The 12,676-nt window shown below is 51.4% G+C and carries 16 protein-coding genes; 4 read left to right on the plus strand and 12 right to left on the minus strand.

The annotated features are described in order from the left end of the window. Positions 1-47: 47 nt before the first annotated feature. The 5 genes from NBA72_RS23185 to NBA72_RS23205 are packed head-to-tail and all read right to left on the minus strand — an operon-like array spanning position 48 to position 6,344. On the minus strand, positions 48-458 hold the full coding sequence (locus tag NBA72_RS23185) for a hypothetical protein (protein ID WP_000504460.1): 411 nt from the start codon (positions 456-458) through the stop codon (positions 48-50). Further along, positions 451-1,116: a DUF6710 family protein gene (locus NBA72_RS23190; protein ID WP_000971716.1), complete on the minus strand. Its 666-nt coding sequence runs from the start codon at positions 1,114-1,116 to the stop codon at positions 451-453. The genes NBA72_RS23185 and NBA72_RS23190 overlap by 8 nt, the downstream gene beginning before the upstream one ends. Continuing rightward, complete coding sequence (mobF, locus tag NBA72_RS23195) at positions 1,113-4,331, minus strand: MobF family relaxase (RefSeq protein ID WP_024561907.1); 3,219 nt, start codon at positions 4,329-4,331, stop codon at positions 1,113-1,115. Before mobF ends, NBA72_RS23190 begins: the two co-directional genes overlap by 4 nt. Positions 4,332-4,335: 4 nt before the next feature. Further along, positions 4,336-5,868, minus strand: coding sequence for a type IV secretion system DNA-binding domain-containing protein (locus NBA72_RS23200; protein WP_000139145.1), 1,533 nt, complete (start codon positions 5,866-5,868; stop codon positions 4,336-4,338). Further along, positions 5,868-6,344 carry a hypothetical protein gene (locus tag NBA72_RS23205; protein WP_001238978.1) on the minus strand — a complete coding sequence of 159 codons (477 nt, stop codon included), beginning with the start codon at positions 6,342-6,344 and terminating at the stop codon, positions 5,868-5,870. Before NBA72_RS23205 ends, NBA72_RS23200 begins: the two co-directional genes overlap by 1 nt. Before the next feature lie 415 nt (positions 6,345-6,759). Here NBA72_RS23205 and stbA point away from each other — a divergent pair, with 415 nt between their 5' ends. The 4 genes from stbA to NBA72_RS23225 all read left to right on the plus strand — a co-directional run bounded on the left by stbA (position 6,760) and on the right by NBA72_RS23225 (position 8,699). Further along, positions 6,760-7,191: a plasmid stabilization protein StbA gene (stbA, locus tag NBA72_RS23210; RefSeq protein WP_063131940.1), complete on the plus strand. Its 432-nt coding sequence runs from the start codon at positions 6,760-6,762 to the stop codon at positions 7,189-7,191. 8 nt (positions 7,192-7,199) lie between these two features. Further along, positions 7,200-7,916 (plus strand): StbB family protein, encoded by a 717-nt coding sequence (gene stbB, locus NBA72_RS23215; RefSeq protein ID WP_000861579.1) that lies wholly within the window; start codon positions 7,200-7,202, stop codon positions 7,914-7,916. Positions 7,917-7,918: 2 nt separating this feature from the next. Further along, positions 7,919-8,287 carry a plasmid stabilization protein StbC gene (gene stbC / locus NBA72_RS23220; protein ID WP_000360828.1) on the plus strand — a complete coding sequence of 123 codons (369 nt, stop codon included), beginning with the start codon at positions 7,919-7,921 and terminating at the stop codon, positions 8,285-8,287. A 61-nt stretch (positions 8,288-8,348) separates the two neighbouring features. Next, the gene (locus NBA72_RS23225; RefSeq protein ID WP_014014961.1) at positions 8,349-8,699 is read left to right on the plus strand and encodes a hypothetical protein; all 351 of its coding nucleotides are present in this window, start codon (positions 8,349-8,351) and stop codon (positions 8,697-8,699) included. Positions 8,700-8,757: 58 nt separating this feature from the next. Here NBA72_RS23225 and NBA72_RS23230 read toward each other — a convergent pair whose 3' ends face one another. The 7 genes from NBA72_RS23230 to NBA72_RS23260 all read right to left on the minus strand — a co-directional run bounded on the left by NBA72_RS23230 (position 8,758) and on the right by NBA72_RS23260 (position 12,292). Continuing rightward, positions 8,758-8,940: a hypothetical protein gene (locus NBA72_RS23230; protein WP_000170167.1), complete on the minus strand. Its 183-nt coding sequence runs from the start codon at positions 8,938-8,940 to the stop codon at positions 8,758-8,760. 63 nt (positions 8,941-9,003) lie between these two features. Beyond that, on the minus strand, positions 9,004-9,258 hold the full coding sequence (locus NBA72_RS23235; RefSeq protein ID WP_000705249.1) for a hypothetical protein: 255 nt from the start codon (positions 9,256-9,258) through the stop codon (positions 9,004-9,006). Between the two features lie 22 nt (positions 9,259-9,280). After that, complete coding sequence (locus NBA72_RS23240; RefSeq protein ID WP_000809161.1) at positions 9,281-9,487, minus strand: DUF905 family protein; 207 nt, start codon at positions 9,485-9,487, stop codon at positions 9,281-9,283. Between the two features lie 780 nt (positions 9,488-10,267). After that, positions 10,268-10,765: a MucR family transcriptional regulator gene (locus NBA72_RS23245; protein WP_063131941.1), complete on the minus strand. Its 498-nt coding sequence runs from the start codon at positions 10,763-10,765 to the stop codon at positions 10,268-10,270. 54 nt (positions 10,766-10,819) lie between these two features. After that, positions 10,820-11,020, minus strand: coding sequence for a hypothetical protein (locus tag NBA72_RS23250; RefSeq protein WP_000668241.1), 201 nt, complete (start codon positions 11,018-11,020; stop codon positions 10,820-10,822). Between the two features lie 41 nt (positions 11,021-11,061). Then, a complete protein-coding gene (locus NBA72_RS23255) occupies positions 11,062-11,331 on the minus strand; it encodes a hypothetical protein (protein ID WP_001108408.1) in 270 nt (89 codons plus the stop codon). 169 nt (positions 11,332-11,500) lie between these two features. Next, the gene (locus tag NBA72_RS23260; protein ID WP_439005032.1) at positions 11,501-12,292 is read right to left on the minus strand and encodes an LPD29 domain-containing protein; all 792 of its coding nucleotides are present in this window, start codon (positions 12,290-12,292) and stop codon (positions 11,501-11,503) included. Between the last annotated feature and the right edge of the window lie 384 nt (positions 12,293-12,676).

Genomic DNA, 12,676 nt, shown 5'->3' on the forward strand with positions numbered 1-12,676 from the left:
CCATGTTTGCCGGGCGCCGATTTTGAATATGCTCTCTGGATTTGCCCCTATATTTCCAGACACCTGTTATCACTTAACGCACAAAATTTTTCTATACCCAAACTGACTCCTTCAATATCATCGTAGTAAAGGCTTTCTGGATACAACTCCATTAGCTGAGATAGCGTGTCCTGCACTTCATCCAGCCGATTTACCAGATGGGATATTTGTTCGTCCAGGTCACTCGCCAGCTCGAACAATGCTGAAACCCGGCTACGTGAACCTTCGTTAATCACTGCCATTGCTATCTCATGAAGCCTGAGTAAATCAGTTCTGATTTGCGGCGGCGCTGAATACTCGCCATCATTAAAATCCCCGCGTAAATCATCAATAGCATCAACAGCTCGCAACAAAGAGGCTGTTTCAAAATTATCAGGTGAGATTTTTTCCCACTCCGCGTTAGTAATTTGCTCACCCATTTTTTGCTCCTTCCGTAAGTAAACGGCCAATTTCGAAAACAGCCGCTGACCGCCCGGATTTCACCGCCTCAACCTTCTGGCCGTCAACGAACCAGTGATTACCGTCCGTTCGGACCAGCTCAAAAAGGTAGGACATATCGTAAACGTGATCCGGTATCACGGTCCCTTCTCCGGCCAGAATGCCCGCCGTTATGGAATGGTTGCCACCGCGCACAAAGCCAATGCGCCAGGGCAACCACAAGTCAACATAGTGGTTGATTTTATCCTGCTTCCACGGCCTGCCCTTATGGGTTCCAATGTGCGAAACGTTATCGATATAGCGTGTCAGGCTCCAGGGCCACGGCAGCACCATTTCACTTGCCAGCGACAACGGATAATCAGCGCCGTCCAGTTCACCCTCTTTCATCTTCTCGTAAGATTGCACCTGGATAAGCCCTTCAAAGAAGAACTCCTGCGGGGTCATATCCGGGCGGGCATCAGTCCCTTCCTCGGCTACCGCCAGCAAGAAATCACTCTGTACTGGCCGCACGATGGCGCGAATGAGATCAGGTAGCGCCTTAACGGGTAATTTTTCGGCCACCGAAAGCAGGTGATCGAAGCGATTTTTTTCATTGCCGGCAGCGGCTTTTTCTTTCTTATTTCGGTTCCAGAACATCATAGGCCGTAGCCCTCCTTGTCATGATCATGTTGATGATTTTCGTGCTCATGCTGCGGTAGTTCCACGTCACGCGCACGTTCATATTCTTCATACGTGCTGTAGTCCTGCATGTCGCCATAGTCCGGCCCTTCGTCAGCATACCGCTCATAGTCGTGGTAGGGGTTCGCCTCCATTTCCGGTGTAGCTTCTTGCCTCTGCTCGTACCGGATAGCTGCGTTGACTTCCTCCTGCTCACGCTGGCGCAAATCCTGAGACGTGTTTTCAGTACCTGAAGTATCAGGGCCATCATGCGCGGCTTCTGTCGCGTTTTTCATGGTGTTTTCCTTCTCTTCGGTTTGATGGCCAGCATCATGGCCATAACTTTTTTCCTGTTGGCCATCGCTATGGCCATAGCTCCGGTTTACGTCTTTGTAACGTTCTTCCATCCCTAAGAATCGGTCTATTTCGCTGGCCGTGGTCTTAGGACTGTTGCGGCTGGCACTACTCAACAAACGCTTTTTGTCATCGGTGAAGATCTCGACTTCATGACGGGCGCGGGAAATCCCAACGTAAAAAACGTCTTTGGAAGTCGTCAGAGAACGGGTATCGATGTTAAAAAGTACCCGATCACAGGTAAGCCCCTGCGCTTTATGGACGGTCGTTGCATAGGCATACGAAAGATAGGCGGCCTGCTTCTGGTCCAGCTCGATTTCCCGGCCCTTCGCGTTGGTTAACGTAAAAGTGCCTTTCTCGGTAGTCCCGGTCACGGTGAAGCGGTCGCCGTTCGCCACATCCAGCGTCTTATCGTTACGCGTCACCATCACTTTATCGCCCACGGCCAGCTCGGCGGCCACGCTGGTATAAACAGATAAATTTTTATGGGTACGCGGGCTGAAGCTGATTTTCTGGCCGTCGCTCCCGGCCACGGTCAGCAGGTTCCCCGGACCTGTATCCAGCACCCGGTAAGACTCGCCCCGCTGAAGTCCGTTTTTATAGTCTTTTTCGGGGATGATAATTTGCCCTACCTGGTAGTATTTACTGTCCCGGCGTTCGGCCTGCGTGGAGTCAACGCGCTCCAGAAAATTCACCTCCACGCCTTTTCCTTGCAGCTGCAACGCCTCCCGAATCTGGCTGTTGAGGATTACCCTTGATTCGTTTGTGCCGGAAATAATCAGCGTACCTTCGCGCTGCTCCGGGGAGAATGACAGCCAGCGATTCGCTACAGCCTCCAGCCGCTTATCCTGGTCCTTCTCTGCGCTAATATTGCTGAGTCGGGCCAGCGAGCCGGATATGTGGCCCTCTGCGGCCAGCTTCACCGCCTCAAGCAACACGTCATTTTTCTGGCGCTGAATATCCTTCATGTAGCTGGTCTGCATTCCGGCGCTGATCAGCTGTTCAAATGGCTTGCCCGCCTCTACGGCTTTTGTCTGTGAGGTGTCGCCCAGGAATACCGCTCTGGCCCCGGCCTTCTCGATGGTTTCCATCAGCACCTTCATCTGTCTGGCCGGAATCACGCCCGCTTCATCGATAAAGACCACGCTTTTCTCGTCTATCTTTTTGTCCTTTGCCTTCACGAAAGCGGCAACGGTACGGGCGGGCATACCTTCATCTTCCAGGGATTTTTTCTGCGTACCGTAGGGAGCCAGTGCGGTGACGTTAAAGCCCTGCGACTCCAGAACGGCCTTCGCGCTCATGGTCATATAGCTTTTCCCGGTTCCGGCGAAGCCGTGGGCCGCAACAAAGCGATCTGTCGTGGTGCAAATATCTACGACGCTTTTCTGCTGCTCGGCCTTCAGGGTCTTGCCGACCAGCTGCGCGGTAACTTGCTCGCTTGTTAGCGCGGCGATCACCTTGCCCCGACCGCGAGCCTCGATATTCAGCACCGCTTTCTCTACCCGGATACCTTCAACGGTCGTTACCCGATGGCTGGTTTTTTTCAGGCGGCCAGACTTGATACCTTCAGCAACTAATGCCTTCGCCTGGTCGTTGTTCATCCCTTTTTTGTCGGTCAGCTGCGCCTGCCATTCCGCTTTCGTCATGGCTGGTAGCGGTGGCGCGTCTTTGCTTCTCTGGTCAGTCGTGGTGGTGTATCGCGCTTCACCTTCGATAATGGCCCCCTTTGCCACAGCGCGATAATAGGCGGCTTCAATATCCTGCTTTGATGCCTGGCCGATAGCCTTTTTATTTGCCACGGCCAGCAATCGGGACTGGTCAAAAGACGCATCGCGCTCTGAAAGGGATTTAAGCGCAAACTGAATCGCCCGGTCGGCTTTTACCTCCGGGCTGGTGAAGTTAGGGACGGTATTCATTGACGTTTGCGGGCCGTCCTTGCCTTTGCCAGCCCAGGACAGATCATTGAAGTCGATTCCCAGCTCGTTAGCCCGGTTAACCCACTCTTTATGAATATCTTCACGCGAATAGTCGTCTGTTTTTTTGTCGCGGGTCGCCATCGATACCCGGCTTTTGGTCTGTGCGTCAGCGGTTTCGCGGGTCAACCCCATAGCCGCCAGCCCTTCTTCTATCTGAGCAGAACGCCGCGAGAATCCCCGGATTTGTTCATCCGTAAAGTGCGCCATATCAAAGGTGTTATTTTTGTTGTTATAGCGCAGCTCATACCCGGCCTTTGTCAGCTCCAGCGCCAGCTCTTGCTTGTAGACATCCCCCAGGTGCATCTTGGCCCGCATCAGTTCATCGTTTTTAAGCGCCCTCCATTGACCATCCCCGCGCTGTGTCATGTTCATGACAAAGGCGTGGGTATGCAGCTCCGGGTCAAGGGCGCGTGATGTTTCATGCCGGAAGGAAGCAACAACCAGATTACCGGTATTCTGCGTAATGGTTTTCCCTGCGTGGGTCGTGCGGGCCTGAGCCAGCTTTTCCGCTTCCTGGACGGCAGCGGCAACCGCTTTTTCATGGGCGGCGATAATAGCCTTATCGCCGTGGATCAGCGCCTGCATCGATACGCCTTTAGGCGCGGAAAATGTGAGGTCGTATCCCAGCCGTTCTTTCGTCGCGTCACCGCTGGAGCGCTTCATCTGTGTAAAAGGGTCAATCTCCCCGACAAGCAGTTCTTTGAAGCGCTGGGAACTGACCTCGCCGGAAAGGCCCAGCGCTTCAGCACCCTGACCATGCCACGCGGTAAAGCTGCTGTCTTTGCTGTAGTAATCGTCTTTTGCATCAGCGTAGTAGCCTACAACTGACGCAATATCGATACGGGTGATAGTCGTAATATCAAGCATGGCGCTACCTCATGATGATGCCCGGAACCGGGTTCTTACGCGTGTATTGCACATGTTTAGTCTTGAACTTGCCGACAGGCAGATCACCAGGGAAATAGACGTATCCAGTGAGGTTTTTCAGCTCTGATATTTCCGTAGGAGTAACGGCTCTGACGGTGCGCGTTTCGATGCGTGGCCTGTTACCAATGCCCGCCTGGAATGGGTTGCCTTGTTTATGTTCCACTTCGCCCTCAATCTCGCCCAATGCGCGGGACATTTGCTCAAGGGTTTCTTTACCTAATCGACTGCTACCCATGACGATGCCGGAACGCATACTTCCCAGCAGTGTTTCCGCTATGTTGATGCCGTAGCGCTCAATCAGCTGAGAGTACGTCTGGTAGCCCGCCCATACAGACGCGCCGCTTTTGCGGCCCTTCGTCAGTAAATCCTGTAGGTTTGGCAGATATTCCAGTGATTCCAGCTCGTCGATAAAAAACAACGTGCGTTGGTCGCGCTTACCCATACCCAGCAGGCTTGAAAACATAATATCCAGCCAGCATGAGATCAGCGGATTGAGGCTCTTTTTCATCTGCTCCTGCCAGGTGATAAACAACGTGCCGGGTTTATCATCTTCCAGCCAGTCACGCAGCGAGAAATCGCCTGCGGGCATCTTCAGGTGTGGGGCTAATTTGTCACCCAGGACAAAACGGGCGCTCCCGGTGGCCCTTTCAGCGCCTTTGATAAACAGGGCTTCCGCAGGTGTACCTTTCACAAACTCTTTTAATTTTTCATTCTCAACAATGGTACACCAGTGCATGACTTCTTCCATTGTTGGGCTACGTTTAAGCGTGAGTAACTTCTTTGATACCTCACGATAAATAAGACGACCATATCTATACCATTCCTCTGCTGAACGCTCCTTACTTTCCTGAATAATAGATACAGCATAGAGATCATAGTCAAAGTCATCGCGTATCTCGTTGAACATTGACCAGCCGGGAGAACGTTTATCATAGGGGCTAAGAATCACATCACCGGGACGATAAAACGTCTCAACATATTCGCCATTTGGATCAAGAACAATACGCTTATCTGTGCCTCTTTTCAGGCTTGAATATATAGCTTCCTTGATAATCGTTGATTTACCTGTACCAGTAGCCCCGCCGATTGAAAAATGAAGAGTCTCATATTCAGTAGGCACAGGAACACCTGCAACCGTTAATTGCTTATGACCACGCTCTTTTGTTTTCTCGGCTAAAGATGAAGCTCTTACTAATTTAGTGCCACGGAGTACGCGTTTAAAACGTGGTCCTTTATACACCCGACCCTTATCGTAAATAATGAATCCTATAAAGCCACACAAACCTATAACTGCACCTGCAATAATCGCCACCCATAACGGCCACAGGTTGAACGTGTTTTTTAGCAAATAGGGGACAAGGTAGTGAGCCGTTTCGCTATTAATACCATAAACAAACTTTGCAGTAATAAACCACACAAAGGGTATCGGTCCCAGCAGCGAGCATAAAAATATAAGTCCTCTTTCTTGTTCTGTCATTATTCCTTCCTCTCTTGTTTACTTTCCCATACCTTGTATCCGTTACGTTCCAGCTCTCCCCAGGCGGATTTCATATTGGCCGGGGTCGCCATCGAACGCAGCAGGATCACCGTCTCGATTGCCAGGGATTCGTGCAGCATCATCTGACCGGGAGGCGGCAACTTAAGTTGTGACAGCTGCTTGACCAGACCTTTCAGCTCCGAGGAAAACGCGCTCATATCTGTCTCTGATACCTGGTCAAACAGAATATCGAGGCGTCGATTTACTTCGTTTATCTGTTCCGTAACCTGACTCAATCCACCTATCCGGCCACCTGATCCGGCCAACAAACAACGGCGCATATAGTCCGATCTGTTCGTTCCGGCCAGCCTGTCGATAAGCTCTTTTTCTTCGTCCGTTACCTTGCATGTGATGATCGGCATCATGTCCTCAACTGGTGATTTTTCGTGTTCAATCTGGCGGTAGTTTAACCGCATGAGGTAAGTATTAACAAAGTAATACCTGAATTTCCATATAAACCATGCTCTTATGCTGTTTTTTTAATACCTTTTTAATACACGCGATCCTAAATATTTCATTTTTTGTTTTTTTAATCAGTTAGTTAGTGCGATTCATCGCACTGCGTTAGGTGTATAGCAGGTTAAGGGCTAAAAAATAATCAGTTTGGTGGGAGCGATCTACGGAGGTTAAGGGGTATTTTGGTGAAAAAGCGTTCAATACCCCGGTATTCATGCTTGCATGAATACCCATACACCACAAATACACCACTATTACGTCAATTCATGGTTGACATTACACCACAATTACATCACTCTTACGTCATGGGATAGTTGATACGACACAAATACATCACTATTACATCAATAATACATCATTCTACATGAGGGTACTATGAAGCCCAAAAGCATCAGGGCAGCAATTCAGATGATGTTGCCGGAAGTAGAAGAAATGCTGTCGCTGGGAGTCTCCAGAGAGGAGGTTTTCAAGGCGGTATCTGAACGCTTCGGCCTGGAGAATGTGAACGTCCGAAGTTTTGATACTGCCCTGTATCGGGCCAGGCAAAACCGGGCGAAACATACCGCCCCTGATTCTGTATTGCACAATACAGAATCAGCCGGAGCCAGTGAGCAACAGAAGAAACCTGTATTGCACAATACAGAAAACCCCGCGAAGTCTGAGCAGGTGAAAAAAGATGTATTGCACAATACACAAAGTGCGACCGAGGGAGACGAAACGAAACAGTCACCGGGTATCATCGGAAAGGAATTTTTTGACGAGGCAAGAGCCGAGTTCGATCCTAATGAGTTCATCAAAAAATATTGAGGTGTGCAATGAAAGTAGCGGTTATTAATTACAGTGGCAGCGTTGGCAAAACTTTAGTTTCAACTTACCTTCTCGCCCCGCGCCTGAAAGATGCGAAATTTTTCGCGGTCGAAACCATTAACCAGTCAGCGTCTGATTTAGGGATTGAAAATGTCACCAGTTTTAAAGGTGATGATTTCTCCCGTCTGATTGAGGATGTGGTTTTTGAAGATGCAGCGATTATTGATATTGGCGCGTCAAACGTGGAACCGTTTTTAATGGCAATGTCCCGCTTCGATGGCGGCGCAAATGAATTTGATATGTATTTCATTCCAGTAACACCGGAAGATAAAGCCATCAAAGAAAGTATGAAAACGGCGCACACGTTAAGCAAGGCTGGCGTGGATAACAAAAAGATTATCTTTGTTCCAAACCGCGTTAATCCGGGTGATGATGTTGAAAATGTTTTCAGCCCGATTTTCGACTTCGTGAAGCAAACTAAAGTAGGCCGCATTAATAAAAACTCTGCGATCTATAATAGTGAGGTGTACGAATATCTTGCGCATCACAAAATTTCGTTTGAAACGCTGACCGCTGAAGATGCGGAAGAATTTAAAGCCCGCGCTAAAGCATCAGCTGACGCAGACGAACGCCGCAAAATGGCGCGTCGTTATACTTACATGAAACAGGCTATTCCGGTTAAAAGTAACCTGGATAAAACATTCTCCCTGTTAATCGGAGATTAAGCATGGATAAGCAGCCCGATAAATTAGACGTATTGATGGACTGGTTTTTGGGAGACGCGAAGGAAATTGTAGAAGCCATGAAGCAAGTGAAGGTTGAACAAGCCGACATGCTTCAGCAGCTGGGCGAACTCAAAAGCGCACTTGAATTGACGGCAGACGATTCGAGAGCGGAAATCATCGGCAGCCTGAGAGACATACAGGCAGCGATGAAGGAGGAAAACAAAGCGCGGTCAGACTTTCTGACGCGCTGGCAATCACTCCAGCACAACAACGCCAGCACCATCGTTAACCGCGTCGTGATCATGACGGCTGTTTGTTCCATCGTCGGCGCGGCCATTGGCGCGGCGCTGACCTTACTGATCCTGAAGTAACCACAAGGCCGGACTCCCGGCCTTTTCTCTTTTCTCAATCGTGACAGTTACGGTGATAAATATGGACAAAACAGAACGCGAGAGGATGTTAGCCAGACGGCGGCAAGCCCGCCGCCGCGAACGGTTACGCGCCGAAGGCGTTAGCGTGACAGTCACGCTAACGCACGATGAAGCCGCGCAACTGGAAGAACTACGGCAGGTACGCCGGATGGGTAAACAACCCTATTCACCAAATGAGTTTTTCCAGCTGCTGCTGATCCGCAACTGGCAACAGTGGGAGAAAGAAAAAGCCGCGCTGGGTACATGCCAGCACTGCGGAAAATCAAAAGCCGGTGGCGGCTGCGGCGGGGAGTTTCAAAAGGAAACATACCAATGCTGGCTGGCGCAGGACGCAAACGCGCTTAACCTTTAGTGTATTGTGCAATACAGAAAAGCCCGGTATTAACCGGGCTTTGTCGTTGTAGGGAGGCTTATTTTTTTTCCTGCTGCAACAGGTGATCAATCTTTGCTGCAAGCGCATATGTTGACGGGAACGCGCCTTTTGTTCGCTGGTTCGGCAATTGATTGAAGGCCATCAGGCAGGCTTCGAGAAGGTAGGTTTTCTGGCTCTCCAGCTCTGCTTTCAGCTGGGACGGTGTTGTGACTTTTGTCATTAGGCTAACTCCTGATAAGTGCCGCTTTGGGCTGTATTGCCCGGCTTTCACCGGGCGGGTTATTTATCTTGTTTTCCGGTAGTGAGCGATGGCGCTATCCACTTCCGCAACGTGGGCCGTTATGCGCTTCACAAACTCGGCTTTGCGGGTAACGCTTCCCAGCGTCAGCGCGTTGAATACATCTGGGTAGTAATACGCTACCCGCGCTTTTTCAACCTTCAACGACTCCGAGCCATATTTAATGCGCCCCGCGCTCTGGCTAAGGGCATGAGTTAAATCGTATGCGGCGCTGAATTGTGCATCATTGGTGATTTTCATGGTGGTTTCCTCGTAGCTCAATTCAGGCCGGGATATGGTAATAGGCCAGTTCGCGGTGCAGGTCGTTTTCAAAACCTGCCTCATAGTCCCACGCCCGCCAGATAAGACGACCATCAACAATCTGGCGAATCTCGATCTGCTCACTATCGTAGCGGTCTGTATTGGCTACTTCGACGGTTACTGTAGGGGTGTTGTATTCGCGGATAATTGCAGCGATATGTTGTTTCATTTGAGACTCCGAAGGTGCCGCTTTGGGCTGTGTTACCGGGCGGCGGTATTGCCTCCCGATGAATATAAGTATCGCCTTTTTTGGCCTCAAAGTCAATATTAGTAAATACATTTATTACATATATTTCATGCGACTACAGCAGTTAAAAAGATGCGCGAAGCGCATGGGAGGCGCTACGCGCCGGAAGCCCCGCAGCGCAAAGCGCGAGGACTCAAAAAGCATTACGGCTTTAGCCGTAATAATCCCCCTTCCTGCTAAGCCATCCCTTCCACCGCTCCCAACACCACGCCACGGCCAGACATAAGCCCTGTCCCGGTGAGCGGGCTGGGCGGCGCTCTGCGACGCTCAGGGCGTGATTTCCGGGTCCGTGGTGGGTCAGCGTAGCTGACGCGCCCGGATGGGCTGTAAGCGGGCTTACAGCGCCGCTGGTGACGTGGGCCGATACGATCAAATTTGCTGAACGACACTCGTAGCCGGCAGCAGCTGAGAAGCAGCTGCAGCTGGCGGGCGCCCATTTCGGGATTTACGTTATTTCAGTGAGTTAGCTACAGGCAGGGGGAAAATCAGGTATTCAGTTTTTTTGATGCCTTATAGCCCCGTTGCGGGGCGGTTGGCGCGGCGCGGCCTGTGGCCGCTGCAAGCGCCGGGCTTAACGAGCTGATACCCGTTGAGCTGCACAATCCATGTTTATCACAAGCGTCAGCGATGGAAGCCCGAAGGGGCGAGACAGCAAGGCTGGCTCGATGCGCAGCACGACGTAGCGGCCCGGAGGGAGACGCCCTATTTAGCGTTCGCCACCCATTTGTACAGACACCCAACCGACAGATTCAGATCGGCGGCAATATCCTTAACTTTCTCACCAGTCACCTTTCTGGCCGTCATTCTCTGCACGGCTTCATCCCTGAGCGTATCAGGAACGACCTTCACCACCGGAGAATGCTTCCATATCTGATGCACCCGCGCGACGTTCGCCGCCGCCACTTTATGCAACCTGGTGCTGGTCGCTCGTTCAGGAGCATTCTTCCGGCCTTCGGCCATGAGCGCGAGCTGGTCAGCGGGGCGAATTTCGCCCCGCCGGATACGGCGCAAAACATTTTCCCGACACTGGCGGGAATGCCCGGCACTGGCAAGCGGCGTGTGTAGTGGTATGCCCCAGCGTTCCCGGTACTGTCTGGCGCTCATCTGGTGGGCTTTACTCAAATGAGGAGCCAGGAAAGAAAACTCCTTCCCGCACTCCAGGCACTTAATTTTTTCCGGTGCGTCGTCATGGTCTACCATCGTCCGGCCTCCTTTTCGTTATGCAGGGCGGCGAATAGCCGCCCTGCAATTTAATTAACAATCCTCCCGCTGTGTCCAGCGGTTATCCGTCAAAGCCTGCTGCGCGGTGCTGCTATCCGGGAAGTATTCAGCGGATTCCCTTGATACCGGGTAGCCCTCATTGGTGGCCGTACCGATGTAAAAACCGCGCTGGCTTTTCAGGATCTGCAACTCCAGATCAAAACCCTGTTGCTGTGCGAGTATTCCAAATTTCATGATTTTCTCCTTGCTGGCGGGGGCTTCCCCCCGCCTGTGTGTTAGCGAGATTTACGGGAAAGATAAAGCGGCAGGAAACAGTCCAGCGCGTACAGGAACGAGACTACCGACGCAGAACCATACAGCAGCGCCAACGGCACGTTATCGGCATAGCTGAAAACGCCCGTTGATGCGGCCAGACCCAGCACGGTAGTACACGCGCCGCCCAGCTGGACTTGCTCGCGGTAGCCCTGGCGAACCATAAACCACGGAAGGGCCAGCGCGGCTGCGGCGAGAATAAACGCGATTGGGATGATGATCAGATAGTTCATAGATAACTCCTTAGATGCCACTTTGGGCTGTGTTACCGGGCGGCGGTATTGCCTCCCGATGAAATAAGTATCGCCTTTTTCGGCCTTAAAGTCAATATTAGTAAATACAATTATTACATATATTTCATTAAGTTCTACCAACAAAAAAGCGCCCCGAAGGGCGCTAATTTCAGCGCTTGGATTTATCCACCTTCAGTGCGTTTGTACGGATTTCGGAGGCCAACCCGTAGGTAAAGCAGTCATGCCCGCGCCCGCTTAACGTACCGCTTTTGTAGGCTTCCAGCGTCACATCTGCGGGGATAGTGGTTTCGCCGTATTTCTGGCGAAGCAGATCGATAGACTCCGCGATCAGTTCGTCGCTCACATCACGCGAGCAAAACAGGTATTGTACGCCGCCATAAACGCGGTTAAACGCGCTGTGGTTGTACTCGTAAATATCCTCCATACCGTTAAAGCTACCTTCCTGAAACTTGTCCACAATCGCCTCTACAGCCTCACGAGTGGGGCCATCCGTCCAGGAAACGTTAATGCAGGTGTAATCACGTTTGCGAACGGAAAACTTCACGCCCGGAAAATGCTTTTTCAGCAGGATGCGGATATTTTTTGCGGCAAGGTTGGTGGTGTTGCTTTCCGCGTCGGTGGTCAGCAGTCCGGCGTTATCCGGGTTATTGCTTTCCTGCTCGTTCGCAGCAATGCGGGCGGCTTCTTGTGCCTGGTGTCTTGCTTCGCGCTGGTCGGTAACGTTCTGCACAACCTGACGGCGGGCGCGGAGTTCATCGAGTGAAAGGGTCTTGTCGATCACCCGGTAAAAGCGCAGGGAGGTTTCCAGCAGCGGGGCGCTGGTCGGGGCATTCAGGCCGAGGATGGTATAGCTGATTTTGCCGTCAGCCAGATTAACCGTGCTTACTACATACTCGTTGTTAAAAGAGGTGAGGCACTGGCCGACAGTTAAAGTAGTCATAATATTACTCCTGAAAATCGCCGCTTTGGGCTGTGTTACCGGGCGGCGGTATTGCCTCCCGATGAATATAAGTATCGCCTTTTTTGGCCTCAAAGTCAATATTAGTAAATACATTTATTACATATATTTCATGCGACTACAGCAGTTAAAAAGATGCGCGAAGCGCATGGGAGGCGCTACGCGCCGGAAGCCCCGCAGCGCAAAGCGCGAGGACTCAAAAAGCATTACGGCTTTAGCCGTAATAATCCCCCTTCCTGCTAAGCCATCCCTTCCACCGCTCCCAACACCACGCCACGGCCAGACATAAGCCCTGTCCCGGTGAGCGGGCTGGGCGGCGCTCTGCGACGCTCAGGGCGTGATTTCCGGGTCCGTGGTGGGTCAGCG

This window comes from Salmonella sp. NW1250 (assembly GCF_051812965.1).
In the GTDB taxonomy this organism is placed as follows: domain Bacteria; phylum Pseudomonadota; class Gammaproteobacteria; order Enterobacterales; family Enterobacteriaceae; genus Salmonella; species Salmonella enterica.

Bases quoted from the DNA above. Each gene is read 5' to 3' on its own strand.
- NBA72_RS23255 (WP_001108408.1), bottom strand. From the start codon at position 11,331: ATGAACTATCTGATCATCATCCCAATCGCGTTTATTCTCGCCGCAGCC.
- NBA72_RS23200 (WP_000139145.1), bottom strand. From the start codon at position 5,868: ATGACAGAACAAGAAAGAGGACTTATATTTTTATGCTCGCTGCTGGGA.
- NBA72_RS23230 (WP_000170167.1), bottom strand. From the start codon at position 8,940: ATGACAAAAGTCACAACACCGTCCCAGCTGAAAGCAGAGCTGGAGAGC.
- NBA72_RS23240 (WP_000809161.1), bottom strand. From the start codon at position 9,487: ATGAAACAACATATCGCTGCAATTATCCGCGAATACAACACCCCTACA.
- stbA (WP_063131940.1), top strand. From the start codon at position 6,760: ATGAAGCCCAAAAGCATCAGGGCAGCAATTCAGATGATGTTGCCGGAA.
- NBA72_RS23235 (WP_000705249.1), bottom strand. From the start codon at position 9,258: ATGAAAATCACCAATGATGCACAATTCAGCGCCGCATACGATTTAACT.
- NBA72_RS23205 (WP_001238978.1), bottom strand. From the start codon at position 6,344: ATGCGGTTAAACTACCGCCAGATTGAACACGAAAAATCACCAGTTGAG.
- NBA72_RS23250 (WP_000668241.1), bottom strand. From the start codon at position 11,020: ATGAAATTTGGAATACTCGCACAGCAACAGGGTTTTGATCTGGAGTTG.
- NBA72_RS23245 (WP_063131941.1), bottom strand. From the start codon at position 10,765: ATGGTAGACCATGACGACGCACCGGAAAAAATTAAGTGCCTGGAGTGC.
- NBA72_RS23185 (WP_000504460.1), bottom strand. From the start codon at position 458: ATGGGTGAGCAAATTACTAACGCGGAGTGGGAAAAAATCTCACCTGAT.
- stbC (WP_000360828.1), top strand. From the start codon at position 7,919: ATGGATAAGCAGCCCGATAAATTAGACGTATTGATGGACTGGTTTTTG.
- mobF (WP_024561907.1), bottom strand. From the start codon at position 4,331: ATGCTTGATATTACGACTATCACCCGTATCGATATTGCGTCAGTTGTA.
- NBA72_RS23190 (WP_000971716.1), bottom strand. From the start codon at position 1,116: ATGATGTTCTGGAACCGAAATAAGAAAGAAAAAGCCGCTGCCGGCAAT.
- stbB (WP_000861579.1), top strand. From the start codon at position 7,200: ATGAAAGTAGCGGTTATTAATTACAGTGGCAGCGTTGGCAAAACTTTA.
- NBA72_RS23225 (WP_014014961.1), top strand. From the start codon at position 8,349: ATGGACAAAACAGAACGCGAGAGGATGTTAGCCAGACGGCGGCAAGCC.
- NBA72_RS23260 (WP_439005032.1), bottom strand. From the start codon at position 12,292: ATGACTACTTTAACTGTCGGCCAGTGCCTCACCTCTTTTAACAACGAG.